At 65.8% G+C, this 18,994-nt stretch carries 21 protein-coding genes and 4 tRNA genes; 16 read left to right on the forward strand and 9 right to left on the reverse strand.

Going from position 1 to position 18,994, the window contains the following annotated elements; translation table 11 throughout:
• Positions 1 to 10: 10 nt before the first annotated feature.
• Positions 11 to 400: a DUF2946 domain-containing protein gene (locus WS95_RS13865; protein ID WP_034206685.1), complete on the reverse strand. Its 390-nt coding sequence runs from the start codon at positions 398 to 400 to the stop codon at positions 11 to 13.
• A 240-nt stretch (positions 401 to 640) separates the two neighbouring features.
• Here WS95_RS13865 and WS95_RS35350 point away from each other — a divergent pair, with 240 nt between their 5' ends.
• Together WS95_RS35350 and WS95_RS13870 are read left to right on the forward strand one after the other, a co-directional pair.
• Positions 641 to 745, forward strand: a complete 105-nt coding sequence (locus tag WS95_RS35350; RefSeq protein ID WP_162499609.1) for a chorismate mutase — start codon at positions 641 to 643, stop codon at positions 743 to 745.
• Positions 746 to 968: 223 nt separating this feature from the next.
• Positions 969 to 1,562: a chorismate mutase gene (locus WS95_RS13870; protein WP_059779641.1), complete on the forward strand. Its 594-nt coding sequence runs from the start codon at positions 969 to 971 to the stop codon at positions 1,560 to 1,562.
• Between the two features lie 101 nt (positions 1,563 to 1,663).
• Here the strand turns inward: WS95_RS13870 and WS95_RS13875 are convergent, their stop codons facing one another.
• Complete coding sequence (locus WS95_RS13875; RefSeq protein ID WP_059824271.1) at positions 1,664 to 2,791, reverse strand: exonuclease domain-containing protein; 1,128 nt, start codon at positions 2,789 to 2,791, stop codon at positions 1,664 to 1,666.
• A 140-nt stretch (positions 2,792 to 2,931) separates the two neighbouring features.
• Positions 2,932 to 3,135, reverse strand: coding sequence for a cold-shock protein (locus WS95_RS13880; RefSeq protein WP_027783827.1), 204 nt, complete (start codon positions 3,133 to 3,135; stop codon positions 2,932 to 2,934).
• A 393-nt stretch (positions 3,136 to 3,528) separates the two neighbouring features.
• Here WS95_RS13880 and WS95_RS13885 point away from each other — a divergent pair, with 393 nt between their 5' ends.
• Both WS95_RS13885 and WS95_RS13890 read left to right on the forward strand, forming a co-directional pair.
• Complete coding sequence (locus WS95_RS13885) at positions 3,529 to 3,795, forward strand: hypothetical protein (protein ID WP_034206682.1); 267 nt, start codon at positions 3,529 to 3,531, stop codon at positions 3,793 to 3,795.
• A 500-nt stretch (positions 3,796 to 4,295) separates the two neighbouring features.
• Positions 4,296 to 5,447: a porin gene (locus WS95_RS13890; protein WP_034206681.1), complete on the forward strand. Its 1,152-nt coding sequence runs from the start codon at positions 4,296 to 4,298 to the stop codon at positions 5,445 to 5,447.
• Positions 5,448 to 5,550: 103 nt separating this feature from the next.
• On the opposite strand, the gene greB is transcribed toward WS95_RS13890, so the two are convergent.
• A complete protein-coding gene (gene greB, locus WS95_RS13895; protein WP_059824274.1) occupies positions 5,551 to 6,117 on the reverse strand; it encodes a transcription elongation factor GreB in 567 nt (188 codons plus the stop codon).
• A 129-nt stretch (positions 6,118 to 6,246) separates the two neighbouring features.
• Between greB and WS95_RS13900 the strand changes: the two genes are divergently transcribed.
• From WS95_RS13900 to WS95_RS13910, 3 genes are all read left to right on the forward strand, one after another.
• Positions 6,247 to 6,323: transfer RNA gene (locus WS95_RS13900), tRNA-Arg, on the forward strand.
• A gap of 66 nt (positions 6,324 to 6,389) precedes the next feature.
• Positions 6,390 to 6,466: transfer RNA gene (locus WS95_RS13905), tRNA-Arg, on the forward strand.
• 61 nt (positions 6,467 to 6,527) lie between these two features.
• Positions 6,528 to 6,604 (forward strand) — tRNA-Arg (locus WS95_RS13910).
• Between the two features lie 185 nt (positions 6,605 to 6,789).
• Here the strand turns inward: WS95_RS13910 and WS95_RS13915 are convergent.
• From WS95_RS13915 to WS95_RS13930, 4 genes are all read right to left on the reverse strand, one after another.
• Positions 6,790 to 9,156: a RelA/SpoT family protein gene (locus WS95_RS13915; protein ID WP_034206679.1), complete on the reverse strand. Its 2,367-nt coding sequence runs from the start codon at positions 9,154 to 9,156 to the stop codon at positions 6,790 to 6,792.
• Positions 9,157 to 9,219: 63 nt separating this feature from the next.
• Complete coding sequence (gene rpoZ / locus WS95_RS13920) at positions 9,220 to 9,423, reverse strand: DNA-directed RNA polymerase subunit omega (protein ID WP_006025620.1); 204 nt, start codon at positions 9,421 to 9,423, stop codon at positions 9,220 to 9,222.
• Positions 9,424 to 9,481: 58 nt separating this feature from the next.
• Positions 9,482 to 10,165: a guanylate kinase gene (gmk, locus tag WS95_RS13925; RefSeq protein WP_034206678.1), complete on the reverse strand. Its 684-nt coding sequence runs from the start codon at positions 10,163 to 10,165 to the stop codon at positions 9,482 to 9,484.
• A gap of 7 nt (positions 10,166 to 10,172) precedes the next feature.
• On the reverse strand, positions 10,173 to 11,096 hold the full coding sequence (locus tag WS95_RS13930; RefSeq protein ID WP_034206677.1) for a YicC/YloC family endoribonuclease: 924 nt from the start codon (positions 11,094 to 11,096) through the stop codon (positions 10,173 to 10,175).
• 171 nt (positions 11,097 to 11,267) lie between these two features.
• On the opposite strand from WS95_RS13930, the gene rph reads away from it, so the two are divergent.
• From rph to WS95_RS13975, 9 genes are all read left to right on the forward strand, one after another.
• Positions 11,268 to 12,008, forward strand: a complete 741-nt coding sequence (gene rph / locus WS95_RS13935) for a ribonuclease PH (RefSeq protein WP_059824275.1) — start codon at positions 11,268 to 11,270, stop codon at positions 12,006 to 12,008.
• Positions 12,001 to 12,627 (forward strand): RdgB/HAM1 family non-canonical purine NTP pyrophosphatase, encoded by a 627-nt coding sequence (rdgB, locus tag WS95_RS13940; protein WP_034206675.1) that lies wholly within the window; start codon positions 12,001 to 12,003, stop codon positions 12,625 to 12,627. The genes rph and rdgB overlap by 8 nt, the downstream gene beginning before the upstream one ends.
• A 34-nt stretch (positions 12,628 to 12,661) precedes the next feature.
• A complete protein-coding gene (hemW, locus tag WS95_RS13945; protein WP_059779633.1) occupies positions 12,662 to 13,876 on the forward strand; it encodes a radical SAM family heme chaperone HemW in 1,215 nt (404 codons plus the stop codon).
• 44 nt (positions 13,877 to 13,920) lie between these two features.
• Positions 13,921 to 14,008: transfer RNA gene (locus WS95_RS13950), tRNA-Ser, on the forward strand.
• 141 nt (positions 14,009 to 14,149) lie between these two features.
• A complete protein-coding gene (locus tag WS95_RS13955; protein WP_034206673.1) occupies positions 14,150 to 14,542 on the forward strand; it encodes a hypothetical protein in 393 nt (130 codons plus the stop codon).
• A 346-nt stretch (positions 14,543 to 14,888) separates the two neighbouring features.
• Positions 14,889 to 15,182 (forward strand): hypothetical protein, encoded by a 294-nt coding sequence (locus WS95_RS13960; RefSeq protein ID WP_059824608.1) that lies wholly within the window; start codon positions 14,889 to 14,891, stop codon positions 15,180 to 15,182.
• A 313-nt stretch (positions 15,183 to 15,495) separates the two neighbouring features.
• A complete protein-coding gene (locus WS95_RS13965) occupies positions 15,496 to 15,987 on the forward strand; it encodes an energy transducer TonB family protein (protein ID WP_059824277.1) in 492 nt (163 codons plus the stop codon).
• A gap of 302 nt (positions 15,988 to 16,289) precedes the next feature.
• The gene (locus WS95_RS13970) at positions 16,290 to 17,600 is read left to right on the forward strand and encodes an MFS transporter (RefSeq protein WP_034206670.1); all 1,311 of its coding nucleotides are present in this window, start codon (positions 16,290 to 16,292) and stop codon (positions 17,598 to 17,600) included.
• A gap of 104 nt (positions 17,601 to 17,704) precedes the next feature.
• Entirely contained in the window at positions 17,705 to 17,884 is a 180-nt protein-coding gene (locus WS95_RS13975; protein WP_034206669.1) for a hypothetical protein, read from the forward strand.
• 19 nt (positions 17,885 to 17,903) lie between these two features.
• Here the strand turns inward: WS95_RS13975 and waaC are convergent, their stop codons facing one another.
• The gene (gene waaC, locus WS95_RS13980; protein WP_059824609.1) at positions 17,904 to 18,902 is read right to left on the reverse strand and encodes a lipopolysaccharide heptosyltransferase I; all 999 of its coding nucleotides are present in this window, start codon (positions 18,900 to 18,902) and stop codon (positions 17,904 to 17,906) included.
• Between the last annotated feature and the right edge of the window lie 92 nt (positions 18,903 to 18,994).

Consider the following 18,994-nt stretch of genomic DNA (forward strand, 5'->3'; position numbering starts at 1 on the left):
ACGACATCAATCAGACCGGAACGTTTTCAGGCGGGGCGCGCGGCTGCGCGAGACGGATGCCCTTGCGGGGCACGTCGGGAACGATCGGCGCGGCTACCCGATACGCGAACGTGCGCACGAAGCCCGGCATCGCGGGCAGGCTCGTACCCAGCGCGACGTTCGCCGCGAAGCCGGGGCAGTACACGCAATGCGGGACGCCGGCATGGTCGAACGACGCCGTGTCGCGGTCGTCGCCCGCTTGCGCGAGCACGACCTGACGCGCGCCCGCTGCACTGCACAATTCGAGCGTGAGCGCGCCGGAGCCGCTCGACGCGAGACGCGCGTAGCCGACGACGGGCGACAGTACGTTCAGTACCAGCGCCAGCCATACGAGGCCGATCCATCGCGTCGTTCGTCTCATCGCGGTCCAGGAAAAAGTGCGCGCAAGTATAACAAGCAGCCCGATTGTTGCCGATCGTGCAGCGTGCAATACCGGGGATCGCAGCGCGCGCCGGAACGCATGTGCCGTTAATACAACAGAGACAAAATCTAACGATTCGCCGCTGGCATAAATCCGAGCGCGAGGTTGATAATCATTGCACCTGCTGGAGAAACGATCATGGACGAAAGACCAACTCGCATGCCACCGCCCGAGCAAGTAATGAGCCCGGATCCGGAACCCGTCGGCGTGGAATTTCTCGCCGAATTGCCCGAGCACGTTCGGGCGTTCTTCGACGAGCAGCACAAGCTGTACGCGCCGAAGTGAACGTCAGTTCGGTTCTGTAACCGCCACGTGTCGATCATCGCTATCGTGCGGTTCATTCGTGCGCTTCGCGCGCAATTCGCCTCGCACCCGGGCCGCAACAGCCTGACGGTGCCGGATCGGCTCGCCCGCTGATTCTGCTGTCGCGACGCTGCGCCGCGCGACTGTCTTCGTCTATCCTTCTGGTTTTCCACGTCCGGCCCGCCCGGCCCTCCCGATCGCTCCGATGAAGCAAGCCATTCGTGCCAGCCTCGCTGTCGCCGTGCTCGGCGTCGCCCTCTTTTCGTCCCCTCACATCGCTCGCGCCGACGGCGACGACACCGCCCTCACCAACGTCGTGGCGCTCGCGTCGCAGCGCCTCGCGCTCGCCGAACCGGTCGCGCGATGGAAATGGGCGAATCACAGGGCCATCGAGGACGGGCCGCGCGAAGCGGCATTGCTCACCGCAGTCGAAAAACGCGCCGTACAGGCCGGCGTCGATCCCGCATTCGCCCGCACGTTCTTCGAGGATCAGATCGCCGCAAGCAAGGACGTGCAGAACGCACTGTTCGCGACCTGGCGCACGACGCGGCCGCCGGAAGGCACGCCGCCCGATCTCGCGACCAGCACGCGCCCGGCACTCGATCGGCTGACGCAGAAAATGCTCGCCGGTCTCGCGCAGGTCGCCCCGCTGCGCGATGCGCCCGACTGCCAGGCGCGGCTCGCGCGCAGCATCGCAAACTGGAAGACGCTCACGCGCTACGATTCCACGCAGACGCAGGCACTCGATACCGCGCTGTCGCATGTTTGCGCCGCCGGCGGGGCCAGCGCGATCGGCTGACGCGGCGGGCGCGGATCGCGCCGTGGCGCTTGCATGTTCAAGTCTGACCAGCGCGGTAAAGTCTGAACGTAGCCAGACTAGACCGTGCAGTTGTCGGGCACTCAGTCCGCCGGCGTCAGCGCCATGAGCGGAATCATTTGCAGGCCGCGCGCGAGATGCGTCTGCAGCAGGCGATGAGTGAAGGGTTCGAACGCGCCGCCCGCCGCGTCGGCCACAAGCCGTGCGGCTGCATCGAGCGATTCCGCCGAACCGAGATAGCACCAGCCGTCGATCACATGAAACAGGCGGCGCTCGCCGCTCGCCTCGAACGCGACCGCGCCTTCGAACGGCCAGGGCGCACCGCCCCCGCGAGCGCCGTCGGCTGCCGGACGCCGGTTGTACGACGGACGCAAGCGGGCGATCCATTGCGCTTCGGCAAGCATCGCCCCCAGCTCGTTGCCGGTCTCGCGCCATTCGACGCGGCGCACCTGCTGCGCCAGCCGCATTTCCTTCGACGAGCGGCGCTCGCCGGTCAACAGCGCGCGCAGCCGCTGCCGTACGCGCACACTGCGGCCGACATACAGCGCTTCGTCACGCTCGCCGAAGAGCGCATACGCGCCGCACCCTGCCGGCGCGGTATCCAGCCAGGCCTCGGTCAGGTCGCCGCCCAAACGGAAGTGGCGTGTCGTCCGCGCGATCTGGTCGCGCAGCCGCTCGAGCGGCACGATGTCGTGCAGTTGGCGCCAGAACTGCCAGAGCAGGTCGGCATCGGCCAGCGCCCGGTGGCGCGCGGCCGGAACGAGCCCATGCCGCTCGATCAACGCATCGAGCCCGTGCCGCGATTCGCGCGGAAACAGCGCGCGCGACAGCCGCACCGTGCACAGCACATCGGGATTGAACGCCAGGCCGGCACGCTCGAACTCGGCGCGCAGGAAACCGCGGTCGAAGCTCGCGTTGTGCGCGACGAACAGCTTGCCGTCGAGCCGCTCGAACAGCGCCGGCGCGAGCGATGCGAACGTCGGCGCATCGCGCACCATCGCGTCCGAGATGCCCGTCAGTTGCTGGATGAAGGGCGGAATCGCCTGCCCCGGATTGACGAGGCTCGTCCACGTCGACACGCCGAGCGGTCCGATTTCGACCACGCCGATTTCGGTGATCCGGTGGTCGGCGGGCGAACCGCCGGTGGTTTCAAGGTCGACGAAGACGAGCGGCTGCTCGCTGGCGGGATCGGACGGACGGGAATCGGACATGAAAAGGCAGGGAAACGATGCTTCCATGAGTATGCACCGGCATGCGTACTCGCGGCCAGCCCGGACGGCTCGTTCCGTCCCCGGAAAACAAAAAGCCCCCGCGATGCGGGGGCCGGACGTGATCGGCAATGCGAGGCGCGTCAGACCGCCTGGATATTCGCCGCCTGCTTGCCTTTCGGCCCGACTTTGACCTCGAACGAAACACGCTGGTTTTCCTTCAGCGTCTTGAAGCCGTCCATCCGGATTTCGGAAAAGTGCGCAAACAAATCTTCACCGCCATTGTCCGACGTAATAAAGCCAAAACCTTTAGCATCGTTAAACCATTTCACGATACCGGTATCCATGTCTTCGTTCCCCACTCGATAAGATCAAAAAAGCTATTTTTATAGCCGTTTCCCGAAATCCCGAAACATCGCGCCAGCACCCGTACCAGCGCTCCGCCCGAGGACGGAGTGCTGACTTTATAAATTGGACGATCCGGGCGCGTCAAGAAAATTTTTAGCGAACGCTTTCTCCAAAAGACGCTAATACCACTGGAATCGGTACACCATCGCCTTTAATTAATTGATGCGCATCAAGAACCTGTCAATATTACCGGGACCGGATCGTCATTAATCCGGAGCGTGAAATTCCTACCGGGGACAAATCGATTCGGTAAAATCCTCGGGTTTTTTCCGGGTTGCGGAAATCCGGTGACGTTGCGATCCTGAATCAACGCCGAAAGGAAGGAGAGGGTCATGTGGTTGGACGGAATCATGCGCTTCGCGAGCCGGCTCGGGCGCGTACGTCGCAAGTCCCGCGCCCTGGCCGAGTCCGCGCGCGAAGCGCCGTGCGATACCGAATTCGATACGACGTGGCACGGCGATCACTGGCAGAACCTGCTCGCATCGCCTCTGGATGCCCGTCACTACGTGATGGAAGACTGGACCTACACGCCGCCGCCGATCGAGGCAGAAGACGCCGCGCCTGCGGGCAAGCGCAAGCGCCGCTCGTACACGCCGTAGCGCGCCGGGCAGCGGGCAAAAAAAAGCGCGACTGGGAAGTCGCGCCGACAAAGGTTTGGAGATCTTTTCCGTCAACGAAAAAGTCTGCTTCGGAAAGCAGAGATCGCAGTATAGCGAGAGAACTACCTTTCATTATCCATGCTCCACACAAACCTCTATTGCCGATGTGTCAATAATCGCGCTATAGCGGCCCCCGCCCTCCACTGACCGTCTGTCGCAATCACGCAACGCCCCCTCGGCAGTCCTGATCGTCATTTCTCTTCGCTGCACCGCCACAAACCCTTGCTGGGCAACCGTTTGCGCGGTTTTTCCGATTTTTGCGGATTCCAAAATATATTATTTCTTAAAGCGTAAGACACCCCTGCTCCGCACACTCCGTACACTGCAGACGGCTTTCTGATAAGCGCACCGCCGTTCTGCCGGACCGGCTACAGCGTCAAGCAAACCACCGCCAGTCCACCGCAGGTTCGATCGACATCATCGTGTTTGGAGACATATCCATGAAAAAAACCCTGATCGTCACCGCGTTGTCGGGCGTGTTCGTTACCGCAGCCCATGCTCAAAGCAGCGTGACGCTGTACGGCCTGATCGATGCTGGCATCACCTACACGAACAATCAGGGCGGGCACAGCTCATGGTCGGAACGCAGCGGCCAGATCAACGGCAGCCGCTGGGGCCTGCGCGGCACGGAAGATCTCGGCGGAGGCCTGAAAGCGATCTTCGTGCTGGAAAACGGCTTCAACATCGCCAACGGCACGCTCGGCCAGAATGGCCGCGAATTCGGCCGCCAGGCGTTCGTCGGCCTGTCGCAAGACCAGTTCGGCTCCGTCACCCTCGGTCGCCAGTACGATAGCGTCGTCGACTACATCGGGCCGCTGTCGCTGACCGGCACGCAATTCGGCGGCACCCAGTTTGCCCACCCGTTCGATAACGACAACCTGAACAATTCGTTCCGGATCAATAACTCGGTCAAATATACGAGCGTCAATTTCGGCGGCTTGAAGTTCGGCGCGTTGTACGGCTTCTCGAACAGCAGCCAGTTCTCGAACAATCGCGCATACAGCGCGGGCGTGTCGTATTCCTACGCCGGCTTCAATATCGGCGCCGGCTACCTGCAGCTGAACAACGACATCTCGGGCCTCACGTCGGCTGCGGTCACCAACAGCGCCGGCGCAGTGGCAGGCGACAACACGTTCGTCGGCAAGCGTCAGCGCGTGTTCGGCGGCGGCCTGAACTACACGTTCGGCCCGGCCACGGCCGGCTTCGTATTCACGCAATCGCGCGTGAACCGGGCGCTCGGCATCTCGGCGGGTGCGTCGGGCGTGTCGAACGGTCTGGCCCTCGACGGCACGTTCGCCCGCTTCAACAACTACGAAGTCAACGCCCGCTACGCGCTCACGCCGGCCTTGTCGCTGGCCGGGTCGTACACGTACACCGCCGGCTTCCTGGACGGCCGCCATCCGGGCTGGAATCAATTCAACCTGCAGACCGACTATGCGCTGTCCAAGCGAACCGACGTGTATGTGCAAGGCGTGTATCAGCGAGTCAGCACGGACGGCCTGGGCCTCGGCGCCTATGTCAATGGTCTCGGCGGCGCTTCGTCGACCAACAAGCAGATCGCGGTGACTGCCGGCCTGCGTCACCGTTTCTGACCGGAGCGGCTTCGGCACAAAAAAGCGCCTCGCGAGGCGCTTTTTTTTCGCGAAGAGGTCTCGCCGATGGCCGGACTGCCCGGCGAAGGGCCGGCCACGGGGTTCACGTCCCGCTGTCCGCGGCCGGGTAACGCACATCGAGGATATCGATCGGCTGCGGGCCGGCCGGCGTCATCAGCGTGACGGTATCGCCGATCTTCGCCTTGATCAGCGCGCGTGCGACCGGCGAAATCCAGCTGACGCAGCCGCGGTCGAGATCGACCTCGTCGATCCCGACGATCGTCACCGTGTGATCCTCGCCGTCCGGCGTCTCGTAATCGACCGTCGCGCCGAAGAACACCTGATCGACGTTCTCCTGCCGGCTCGCGTCGACGACTTCGGCGAGGTCGAGCCGTTTCGTCAGGAAGCGGATCCGGCGGTCGATCTCGCGAAGCCGCCGCTTGCCGTAGATGTAGTCGCCGTTTTCCGACCGGTCGCCGTTCGACGCGGCCCACGATACGAGCCGCACGACCTCGGGACGCTCGACGTCGATCAGGTTCAGCAGCTCGTCGCGCAGCCGCTTGTGGCCGGCCGGCGTGATGTAGTTCTTCGCGCCCGCCGGAATCGCGGGTTGAGCCTGGTCGAGATCGTCGTCGTCACCGTCCGATTCTTTGACAAACGCCTTGTTCATGATGCAGATTCAACGTGGATGACTGATCCCCCAAGGGTACACGAAGGGCGGTCGACCAAGGCCATGCCACCTTATTCGCGAATAAGGCTTCCCTTTTTATATGACTCTGCTATACTTCCGCTTCTGCGTGCGGCTGTAGCTCAGTTGGATAGAGTACTTGGCTACGAACCAAGGGGTCGTGGGTTCGAATCCTGCCAGCCGCGCCACTTTTTCGAGGGCCTTCCGAACCGAAGGCCCTTTCAGTTCGAAGCAGTAGAAGTTTGTTTTTGCGTGCGGCTGTAGCTCAGTTGGATAGAGTACTTGGCTACGAACCAAGGGGTCGTGGGTTCGAATCCTGCCAGCCGCGCCACTTTTTTGGGGGCCTTCCCATCGCAGAAGGCTCCGACAGTTGAAGCAGTACCGTTTTGCGTGCGGCTGTAGCTCAGTTGGATAGAGTACTTGGCTACGAACCAAGGGGTCGTGGGTTCGAATCCTGCCAGCCGCGCCACCTTAAAAGGGCTTTCCTCCGGGAAAGCCCTTTTTCTTTTTGCGCCCACCTCCCCCTCGCTCGCGCCATCAGTCCGGACGCCGCCGGCAACGTCGGCCGCGTTTCAGCAAGCTCCAATGAAAACGGCGGCCATAGGCCGCCGTCCGTCGATCGTCGAATTCGCCCGCCACCAAGGAGCGCCTGCGTCAGTAATCCTGCCGCTCGCGCTCGATGCGCATGCCGCCGTCATGGCGCGCGTGCGCGCCGTCGTCGGTCGAACGCTCGCGCATGATCCGCATCACGTCCGGATTGGTTCTCACGCGCCGCATCACGTTCGCGAGATGCACGCGGTCGCTGACCTGGATCACGAAGCGCAGCACCGTCGATTCGTGCGTCAGATCCTCGTCCATCGCGATATGGACGATGTTCGCGTCGGCCGACGTGATATCCGCCGCGACGCGCGCGAAGATGCCCTTCGTGTTCTTCACGAGCGCCTTCACCGCGACATCGAACAGGCGGCCCGGCTGCGGCGCCCATTCGACGTCGATCCAGCGCCCCGGATCGCGGCGATGGATGCGCTGCGCGACACGGCAATCCGTCGTATGAATCGCCATGCCCAGACCGATGCCGATGTAACCCATGATCGCGTCGCCGGGGATCGGCCGGCAGCAGGCGGACAACTGCACGGACATCCCTTCGGTGCCGGTGATCACGACCGGCGGCGCGTGATGCGCGGGATGCCGCTCGGACTTCGGGAGATCGTCGTCCGCGTCGCGGCCGCTCATCAGCACCTCGATGCGCTTGGCCATCACCGCGGCGACGCGACGGCCGAGGCCGATGTCCGCGAAGATTTCCTGGCGACTCTTGTTGCCCGTCCACTGCACGAGCTTCTCCCACACTTCCGGCTCGACGTCGGCCAGCGCGAGACCATAGACCTTCAGGCTCTGGTCGACGAGCCGCTCGCCTAGTTGCACGGACTCGTTCAGGCGCATCGTCTTCAGGTAGTGGCGAATCGCCGAGCGCGCCTTGCCGGTACGCACGAAGCCGAGCCACGCGGGGTTCGGCTTCGAATACGGCGCGGTGATCACCTCGACGATGTCGCCGCTCTTCAATTCGGTGCGCAGCGGCAGCAGCTCGTTGTTGATCTTCACGGCCACGCACTGGTTGCCGAGATCGCTGTGGATCGAATACGCGAAATCGAGCGCCGTCGCGCCGCGCGGCAGCGCCATGATCTTCGACTTCGGCGTGAACACGTAGACCGCGTCGGGGAACAGGTCGATCTTCACGTGCTCGAGGAATTCGCTCGAATCGCCGGCTTCGCTCTGGATGTCGAGCAGCGACTTCAGCCACTGATGCGCGCGCTTCTGCACGTCGCTGAGATCCGCGCTGCCGTTCTTGTACAGCCAGTGCGCAGCGACCCCCGCCTCGGCGATCTCGTGCATCTTGCGCGTGCGCACCTGGAACTCGATCGGCGCGCCGAACGGGCCGACGAGCGTCGTGTGCAGCGACTGATAGCCGTTGATCTTCGGGATCGCGATGTAATCCTTGAACTTGCCGGGCACGGGCTTGTACAGCGCGTGCAGCGCGCCGATACACGTGTAGCAGTCGAGCGGGCTGTCGACGACGACCCGGAAGCCGTACACGTCGAGCACCTGCGAGAACGACAGCTGCTTGTCGCGCATCTTGCGGTAGACGCTGTAGATGGTCTTCTCGCGGCCGGTGATCTCGGCGTCGATCTTCGCGTCGGCCATCGCGCGCTGCGCGGCCTCGAGGATCTTGCTGATCACTTCGCGGCGGTTGCCGCGCGCGGCCTTCACGGCCTTCTCGAGCGTCGCGTAGCGATGCGGGTTGAAGTTCGCGAAGCTCATGTCCTGCAGCTCGCGATACGTGTTGTTCAACCCGAGCCGGTGCGCGATCGGCGCGTAGATGTCGAGCGTTTCGCGCGCAACGCGACGGCGCTTTTCCATCGGCACCGCGCCGAGCGTGCGCATGTTGTGCAGGCGATCGGCGAGCTTGACGAGAATGACGCGCACGTCGCGCGCCATCGCGAGCAGCATCTTGCGGAAGTTTTCCGCCTGCGCTTCCTCGCGGCTGCGGAATTCCATCTTGTCGAGCTTCGACAGGCCGTCGACCAGTTCGGCGACCTTCGGGCCGAACCGCTCGGCCAGCTCGTTCTTGGTCACGCCCTGGTCTTCCATCACGTCGTGCAGCAACGCGGCCATCACGGCCTGCGCGTCGAGCTTCCAGCCGGCGCAGATTTCCGCGACGGCGACGGGATGGGTGATATAGGGCTCGCCGCTCTGGCGATATTGACCGAGGTGGGCTTCGTCGCTGAAGTGGAACGCCGCCTTGACCTCTTTGATTTCGTCCGGAGCGAGATATTCGGCAAGCATGGCCGTCAGTTTCGCGATCGAAACGACGCCGTGCTTGCGCGGCTGCTCCGGTGTGGCGGTCGGCCCGAACAGATGCCGGAAGGACTGTTCGAGGACCGCGTCGATGTACTGGCGCGCAGGCGACTGGGCCGGGGCTTCGGTGGTCGGATCCGCGGAGGCGGACGATGGGGTGGTGCTCATATTCGCCTCCAGGTCGAGTCGTTGCGCGCGGGGACTACATGGCTGGAACGGGCCGGATGCGCGTTACACCGGCACCTTCTTCAGCATCTCGACGCCGACCTGGCCGGCGGCGATTTCGCGCAGCGCGACGACGGTCGGCTTGTCGCGGCTTTCGATTTTCGGCGTATGGCCTTGCGCGAGCTGCCGCGCGCGATAGGTGGCGGCGAGCGCCAGTTCGAAGCGATTCGGGATTTGCTTCAGGCAGTCTTCGACGGTAATGCGAGCCATGTTGGTAATTCCTTCTGAATATAGTCCTTATTCTACCTTATGTCCCTCGTGCCCCGCGTCATTCCGCGTGGGGCAGATGGATGCCGAGCTCGATGAACAGCTCCGCGTGTCGCGCGTACTGCGAAGCAAAACGCAGGCGCGTCGCCGCGACGATGCATTCGAGTTCCGCGAGCGCACGCTCGAAATTCTCGTTGATCACCACGTATTCCGCTTCCGACGCGTGCGCGATCTCGCTGCCGGCGGCCAGCAGCCGTCGCGTGATCACGTTCGGTTCGTCCTGGCCGCGCTTCTTCAGGCGCTCCTCGAGCGCATCGAGCGACGGCGGCAGGATGAAGATGCCGACCGCGTTGCGGAACTGCTTCTTCACCTGCAACGCACCCTGCCAGTCGATTTCGAGCAGCACGTCGTGGCCGTTCCTCATCTGCTCTTCGATCCAGACGCGCGACGTGCCGTAGTAGTTGCCGTGCACTTCCGCGCTCTCGAGGAATTCGTGCGCCGCGTGACGCGCGCGGAAGTCCTCGACGGTCGTGAAGTGGTAGTGCTGACCGTCCTGCTCGCCCGGGCGCGGCTTGCGCGTCGTGTACGAGATCGACAGGCAGATTTCGCTGTCCTTCGACAGCAGCGCATTCACGAGCGTCGACTTGCCGGCGCCCGACGGTGCGACCACCATGAACAGGTTACCGGGATAGACGCCGCCGTGCAGCGAATGCGACGCGTGGCCGTCGCGATGGGATTCGGTCATGTTGCTTTTACTCCAGGTTTTGCACTTGCTCGCGCATCTGCTCGATCAGCAGCTTCAGCGCCATCGACGCGTCGGCGAGTTCCTTCGCCGCCGCCTTCGAGCCGAGCGTGTTCGCTTCGCGATTCAGTTCCTGCATCATGAAGTCGAGACGCTTGCCGACCCGGCCGCCCTTCTCGATCACGTGACGCGTTTCGTTCAGGTGCGCGGTGAGCCGCGACAGCTCTTCCGCGATGTCGATCCGGATCCCGTACATCGTCACTTCCTGACGGATGCGCTCCGCGGCTTCCTCGCGCGTGACGACCGTCGAGCCGCCTTCGGGCGCCGCGAGGCCAAGCGCTTCCTGCAGCCGCTCGACGATCTTCTGCTGGTGCTTCGCGATCAGCTCCGGCACGAGCGGCGTGATGCGCGCGACGATCGCCTCCATCTCGGTAACGTTCGACAGCAGCATCGTCGCCAGTTGCGCGCCTTCGCGCGAACGCACGACGACGAGCTCGCCGATCGCCTCCTTGCCGCATGCGAGCACCGCGTCGCGGATCGCGTCGGCCGATACCCCGCTCTCGGCGAGCACGCCGGGCCAGCGCAGGATTTCGCCCGCGCGCAGGCGGCCGACGCCCGGAAACGAATCGAGCACCGCGCGTTCGAGCTCGGCAAGCTGGCCGAGCGCCGACTGATTCAGCGCGCCCGCGCCAATGCCCTGCTCGCCGCGCTGCAGGTTGATGCGCACGTCGACCTTGCCGCGCGACAGCTTGTTCATCAGCATTTCGCGCAGCGCGGGTTCGCACGCGCGCACGTCGTCCGGCATCCGGAAATTGAGATCGAGGAAGCGCGAGTTCACGGTGCGCAGTTCGACCGACACGCTGGTGCCGCCGTTGCCGGTGGCCGTCGCGAGTTCGCGCGTCGCGCTCGCGTAGCCCGTCATGCTGTAGATCATGGTTCGTCTCGCCGTCTGATGCCCTCGCGGGCGGGGATACATCGAGGCGCCCGGCGCATCGAAAGGCGCGGGGCGGGAAGCGCGCATTATCCCATTTTTGCGGACCATCCCGCCGGGCACGCCCGCCGTTCGGCGCTAAAATCGGGGTTTCCTCCCCTTCCGCGATTTCCCATGACGTCTTCCGTTTCCCGCCCGAGCGGCCGCCGCGCCGACGAACTGCGCAAGGTCGCCCTCACGCGCCACTACACGAAACACGCCGAAGGCTCCGTGCTGGTCGAATTCGGCGACACCAAGGTGCTCTGCACCGCAAGCGTCGCCGAGCGCGTGCCCGAGTTCCTGCGCGAGCGCGGGCAAGGCTGGCTGACCGCCGAATACGGGATGCTGCCGCGCGCGACCCACACGCGCAGCGACCGCGAAGCCGCCCGCGGCAAGCAGACGGGCCGGACGCAGGAAATTCAGCGCCTGATCGGCCGCGCGCTGCGCGCGGTGTTCGATCTCGAGGCGCTCGGCCCGCGCACGATCCACATCGACTGCGACGTGATCCAGGCCGACGGCGGCACGCGCACGGCCAGCATCACCGGCGCGTTCGTCGCCGCGCACGACGCCGTGTCGACGCTGATCGCGGCCGGCAAGCTCGCACGCTCGCCGATCACCGACCATGTCGCCGCGATCTCGGTCGGCGTGTACGAAGGCGCGCCCGTGCTCGATCTCGACTACGCGGAAGATTCGCGCTGCGACACCGACATGAACGTCGTGATGACGGGCGCGGGCGGCTTCGTCGAAGTGCAGGGCACGGCCGAAGGCGTGCCGTTCTCGCGCGCGGAGATGAACGCGCTGCTGGACCTCGCTCAGGGCGGGATCGCCGAGCTCGTGCGGCTGCAGAAAGATGTCCTGGGCGAGAACCATGCCTGACGACCTCACCCTCGCGCCGCTGTCGCGCATCGTGCTCGCATCGAACAACCCGGGCAAGCTGCGCGAATTCACCGCGCTGTTCGCGACGGTCGGCATCGAGATCGTCCCGCAGGGCGACCTCGCGGTGCCGGAGGCGGAAGAGCCGTTCGGCACGTTCATCGAGAACGCGCTGACCAAGGCGCGCCACGCATCGCGGCTCACCGGGCTGCCGGCGATCGCCGACGATTCCGGCCTGTGCGTGCGCGTGCTGCGCGGCGCGCCGGGCGTCTATTCGGCGCGCTACGCGCAGCGCGCGGGCCGCGCCAAGGGCGACGCGGCGAACAATGCGTATCTCGTCGAGCAGTTGCGCGGCGTCGACGACCGGCGCGCCTACTACTGCTGCGTGCTCGCGCTCGTGCGCCATGCGGACGATCCGGAACCGCTGTTCGCCGAAGGGCGCTGGGCCGGCGAGATCGTCGATACGCCGCGCGGCGAACACGGATTCGGCTACGACCCGTATTTCTACCTGCCGTCGCTCGGCGCGACGGCCGCCGAACTCGAGCCGGCCGTGAAGAACACGCACAGCCATCGCGCGCTGGCGCTGAAGGCACTGCTCGCCCGGCTCGCGGAGGAAGCATGACCGTACCCGATATCGCTTCGCCGCGGGAGGTGGCATGAGCCAGGCCGCGGAAACCGGCGCACGCGTCGTCGCGACCTTCACGTCGCCCGGCCAGGTGCGCCTCACGTCGCTGCCGCCGCTCGCGCTGTACGTGCATTTCCCGTGGTGCGTGCGCAAGTGCCCGTACTGCGATTTCAACTCGCACGAATGGAAAGGCGAGCGGTTTCCGGAAGCCGACTATCTCGACGCACTGCGTGCCGACCTCGAGCAGGCGCTGCCGCTCGTGTGGGGGCGGCAGGTGCATACCGTGTTCATCGGCGGCGGCACGCCGAGCCTGCTGTCGGCGGCCGGCCTCGACCGGATGCTGTCCGACGTGCGTGCGCTGCTGCCGCTCGACGCCGATGCCGAGATCACGCTCGAGGCGAATCCGGGCACGTTCGAAGCCGCGAAGTTCGCGCAGTTCCGCGCAAGCGGCGTGAACCGCCTGTCGGTCGGCATCCAGAGCTTCAACGAGGCGCACCTGAAGGCGCTCGGCCGGATTCACGACACCGCGCAGGCACGCGCGGCCGTCGAGATCGCCGCGCAGAACTTCGACAACTTCAACCTCGACCTGATGTTCGCGCTGCCGAACCAGACGCTCGACGAATGCCGCACCGACATCGAGACCGCGCTGTCGTTCGCGCCGCCGCACCTGTCGCTGTATCACCTGACGCTCGAGCCGAATACGCTGTTCGCGAAGTTCCCGCCGGTCGTCCCCGACGACGACGCGTCGGCCGACATGCAGGAATGGATTCATGCGCGCACGGCCGAAGCCGGCTACGGACGCTACGAAGTGTCCGCGTACGCGAAGCCGAATCATCAGTGCAAGCACAACCTGAATTACTGGCGCTTCGGCGACTATCTCGGGATCGGTGCGGGCGCCCATACGAAGCTGTCGTTCCCGAACCGGATCCTGCGGCAGGCGCGCTACAAGCATCCGGCGACCTTCATCGAGCAGGCGAAGGCCGGCACGGCCGTGCAGGAAGAGCGTGAAGTCGGCGCGCGCGATCTACCGTTCGAATTCATGCTGAACACGTTGCGGCTCGTCGAGGGCTTCCCCGTGCACAGCTTCGCGGAACGCACGGGCCTGCCGATGAGCACGATCGAGCCGGCGCTGAAGGAAGCGGAGCGGCGCGGACTGATCACGCGCGATTTCACCCGGATCGCGCCGACGCCGCTCGGCCAGCGTTTCCTCAACGACCTGCAGGAATTGTTCCTGCGCGACGACTGATCGAATGAACGCGGCGGCATTTCGGTTACAATGCCGCCTCGTGTGGAAGCGTGGCCGAGCGGTTTAAGGCACTGGTCTTGAAAACCAGCGACGGGAAACTGTCCGTGAGTTCGAATCTCACCGCTTCCGCCAGGAAGTTCGCCCAACCCCGTCCATTCCCGGAATGACGGGGTTTTTGTTTGGCCGCACACGTGCGCGCCGCACGTTCCGACGCGTCCCGCCGGATGCCGTTACAATCCCGCGCTCCGATTCGCGAAACGGGAAATCCACGTCATGAAGCCCTTCCTCGTCTCGTCGCTCGTCGCGGTGCTGGCCACCGTCAGCACGCATGCGGCGGCCGACACCGCCGCCGGCAGCGACGCGCAGGCGTCGTGCGCGATCGCGTACGTAACCGGCGTCGGCGGTTCGCCGCGCGGCCTGAGCGAATATCTCGCCAGCCCGTCGCCGTACAACTACCTGAAAGACAACGAGCTTCAGTGCAAGGTGGGCGACGACGGACGCACGTCGAACTGCACCGGCGTGACCTACCTCCGCAACGAACAGGTCAGCGTGTACGACGATTCCGATCCCGCGACGCTGACCGTCGTCGCGCGCGTGGAGCTCGATCACGGCCAGAAGTATCCGGTGATCGTCGTCGTGCAACGCAAGGACGCGCGCTGCAAGTAGCGATGTCGCGGTGCGACACGCCTGTCGATCGAGTCGGAACGCGCGTTTGTGCCGCGCCCTGCGCGGCACCTGGCTGGCAAGCCGGGGCGGCGGCGCCGGACACGAACACGCCGCACGCGATCAATACGACAATCCCCGTTTCCGTCGCTCGCCAATGGAATCGGCGCCCGATCGTCGGCGCCGAATCGGCGTGGTATGTGTGCCCGGCCGGAGGTCGCCGCACACCGCCGCACGCCTCCCGACCCGCCCCGCCATCGCCTAGAATTCGTTCAACACGGCGACACGAACGCCGCCGCGTATTCGATGCCGCACGCGCCACCCTTGCGTGCGGCACACGGAGATCGCCATGACCGACCTGTCGACCGCGACGGACCACGTCGATTACGAAGGCTTCGAGATCCATGTCGTGCCGGCCGCGATGCCCGGTAGCGACACGCGCTATACCTACACCGGCTACGTGTGTCATCCGGGCGCGAATCCCGCGCTGCCCGGCCATGCGGTGCCGTTCCACGCGGACGGCGAGGAAAGCTTCGCGAGCCTCGACGAGGCCGCCCACGAAGCCGTGCACATCGGCAAGAGCATCATCGACGGCACGCACCCCGATCTGTCGGTACTGTCGCTCGTGACGCACGGCTTCTGACGCGGCCGGCCCGCATCGCCTGCGATCGCGCGGACGGACGGCCGAGGTTGCCGCATAGGTCAATCGCGCCGCCCGGCCGGACGATCGCGGCATGCTGCGGCTTGCGACCTCGCAACGTGCGCCCCCCACGGACGCTGTCACATGTCGCGTCACATCGGGACACACGCTGCACGACGCACGTAGCCCGACGCGGCGCCCGGCCACCATCATCAGCGATCGCCGCGACCGCTCCCGCGCGCTATGCGTTTCTCCCCATATCGCCTCGCGTCGGTGCGCCTATCATTTTTTTATCGTCCCTCCTGGCCATCACCTCATGCGCCCCCTTCTTCGTCCGCGCGTCGCCCGGCTGCGTGTTGCCGCGCTGGCCGCCGTCGCCCTGCTTGCCGCGTGCACGATCACGCCACCTTCGTCGCTACGCTCGGTCCTGACGATTCCGTCGGTCACACGCAGCGGCAGCCTCGACCAGTATCGCGTCGAAGTCGCCCATCGTGTCGCCGAACGCAATCCGTCCGGGATGCTGCGCGGCACGCCACAGGCCATGCTGCGTTCGCTCGTCGTCGTGGCCTTCACCGTCGACGGCAGCGGCCGCGTCGTCAATGCATCCGTCTATCGCAGCAACGGCGACAGCGAAGCGGAAGCGCTGGCGCTCGCGTCGCTGCGCCGCGCGGCGCCGCTGCCGGCGCCGCCGTCGCGGCTGCTCGACGGCAACGGCCGGCTCGAACTGATGGAAGGCTGGCTCTTCAACGACGACGGTCACTTCCAGCTGCAAAGCACCGCGTCCGCGCAGGCGCAATCGATCGATTGACGCGCCGCCGCGACCCGATTGCGGGTGAGCGGCGGCGCTGGCTATAATTTTCCGCACTCGCGCGGCCATCACGCCGCGCGTGCGTTCGCGCGCCCCACCCGGCAAGCGAGCCGACCACGCCGGCACCGGGCGGCGACGTACCCGTCTCCATCGTCGACCGGCGGGTGACGTCCGCGCCACGGCGCGCGTCCACGCCGCCACCGCGTCATCCGCATCATCCTCTGCCCGGCTGCTCCCGGCAGGCAGTCGCCTGCCCGAGTGCATGCTCGGCCGACCGCCCCAACGACAAAACGGAGACATCCATGTCCGCATCCCCCCCGGCCGTTGCACACGCAACCGGTTCGGCCGGCGCCGTCAGCCACCGGCGCATCGTGTTCGCGAGCTTCATCGGCACCGCGATCGAGTTCTACGATTTCTACGTGTACGCGACGGCCGCCGCCCTGGTCATCGGCCCCGTCTTCTTCCCGCACGGTTCGGCGACCGCCCAGGCGCTGTCCGCGTTCGTCACGTTCGGCATCGCGTTCATCGCGCGCCCGATCGGCTCGTTCCTGTTCGGGCACTTCGGCGACCGCATCGGCCGCAAGTCGACGCTCGTCGCATCGCTGCTCGTGATGGGCGTGTCCACCACCGCGATCGGCTTCGTGCCCGGCTACGACGCGATCGGCGCGCTCGCGCCAGTACTGCTGTGCGTACTGCGCTTCGGCCAGGGGATCGGCCTCGGCGGCGAATGGGGCGGTGCGGCGCTGCTCGCGACCGAGCACGCGCCGCAGGGCAAGCGCGGCTGGTTCGGGATGTTCCCGCAACTGGGGCCGTCGGTCGGCTTCCTGATGTCGAACGGGCTGTTCTTCGCGCTCGCGCTGTCGTTGTCCGACGCGCAGTTCCGCAGTTGGGGCTGGCGCATCCCGTTCCTCGTCAGCGCGGTGCTCGTCGCGCTCGGCCTGTACGTGCGACTCAAGATCGCCGAAACGCCCGCGTTCCAGGCCGCACTCGACCGCAACGAGCGGGTGCGCGTGCCGGTCGCGACGCTCGTCACGCAGCACTGGCAGCCGACGCTGCTCGGCGCGCTCGCGATGGTCGTCTGCTACACGCTGTTCTACATCTCGACGGTGTTCTCGCTGTCGTACGGCGTGTCGACGCTGCACATTCCGCGCCAGAGCTTCCTCGGCCTGCTCTGCTTCGCGGTCGTCTTCATGGGCCTCGCGACGCCGCTGTCCGCATGGGCGTCGGACCGCTTCGGGCGCAAGCCGGTGCTGGTCGTCGGCGCGATCGCGGCGCTGCTGTCGGGATTCGCGATGGCGCCGCTGCTCGGCAGCGGCTCGATGCCGCTCGTCGCGCTGTTCCTGACGATCGAGCTGTTTCTGATGGGCGTGACGTTCGCCCCGATGGGCGCGCTGCTGCCGGAATTGTTCCCGACCAACGTCCGCTATACGGGCGCGGGCGTCGCGTACAACCTCGGCGGGATTCTCGGCGCATCGATCGCACCGTATATCGCGCAACTGCTGGCTGCGCATGGCGGGCTGTCGTGGGTCGGCGGTTATGTGTCGGTGGCGGCGGCGATCAGCCTGATCGGCGTACTGCTGATGCGCGAAACGCGAGACGCGTCGCTCGTCTGACCCTCCGGGGCGACCCGGGTTGTACGGCGGCGAGCGCGCTCTATACTCGATCCTGGGCGCGGCGTTACGCGCCCGGTGATCCCGCCCCGACAGGAGCCGCCGCCATGAACATCCGCCTCGCCAATGCCGATCTGATCCTGATCCTCGCACTCGCGCTGGGTGGCGCGCTGCTGCTCGCGCTGCGGTTCCGGCCGAAGACCTGGCGCGGCCTCGTGTTCGAGGCGCTGCTGGCGAATCTGGCAGCCATTGCCGCCGTCGTCACGGTCGAGATGTTGCTGGCCTGATCGCGGCCGCCGCGCCGCGTCAGGCGGACAGCCGCGCGCGCAACGCGCCGTAGGCCGGGCACACCGTATCGATCGCGTCCAGCGCCTCGCCGACGGTCGGCATCGCGCCCGGCTCGCCGATCGACAGCGCATTCGGCGCGCCGCCGATGCCGCAATGGTGACGCGACGTCGCGACGAAAATCATCACGGTCGGCCGCTGCAGGGCATGCGCCATGTGCACGAACCCCGTATCGACCCCCACCACGAGCGCAGCCCGGCCAAGCGCCGCGCCGAGCTCGCGCACCGTCATCGCCGGTAACACGATCGCACCCGGCGCACGGGCGGCGATATCCCGCGCATCGTCGTGCTCGGCCGCCGATCCCCACGGCAACAGCACGCGCACGCCGCGCGCCATCATCTGCGTGGCAAGCGCGGCCCAATGCTCGGCCGGCCATTTCTTGTCGGGATTGGACGTTGCATGGAACAGCAACATGAACGGCCCGCCGTCGGTCACGGCGGCCGGCAGGCTCGCATCCTGCGGTGCGACGATGCCGTACGTGGCAGGCCCTTCGGGCACATAGCCGAGCGCTTCGCCGGCACTCACGCGCATCCCGTGCCATGCATCGCAGTCCGGCCGCGGACCGAAACGGTGCGAATACGCGAAGCGCGCGCCCGTTTCGCCGAGATCCTGCGTCTGGTAGCCGACGCGGCGCGCGGCACGCGCCAGCGACGAAATGATCGCGCTCTTGTAGACGCCGTGCAGATCGATGGCGGCGTCGTACCGATGCGCACGCAACGCACCGATCGAAGCGGAGATCGCCTTCAGGTCGGCGACGTTGCGCATTTTCTTGAAGCGGCGCAGCGGCGCGCACAGCACGGCGCTCACGCCCGGATGCCAACGCACGACCTCCGCGCACGATTCGTCCACGGCCCAGTCGACCGTCACGCCGGGGAAGGCGCGATGCAGGTCGGCGACGACGGGCAGCGTCTGGACGACGTCACCGAGCGACGTCACTTTCACGATGAGGATGCGTTTCACGATGTACGGGAATTCCTGACTGGCCATTCGGCATGCTAACGACGGTTTCTGTGCGCAAACATTACGCCCGCATTACATTTGCAACAAATTGC

This window comes from Burkholderia sp. MSMB1826 (assembly GCF_001526325.1).
Taxonomy (GTDB): Bacteria; Pseudomonadota; Gammaproteobacteria; order Burkholderiales; family Burkholderiaceae; genus Burkholderia.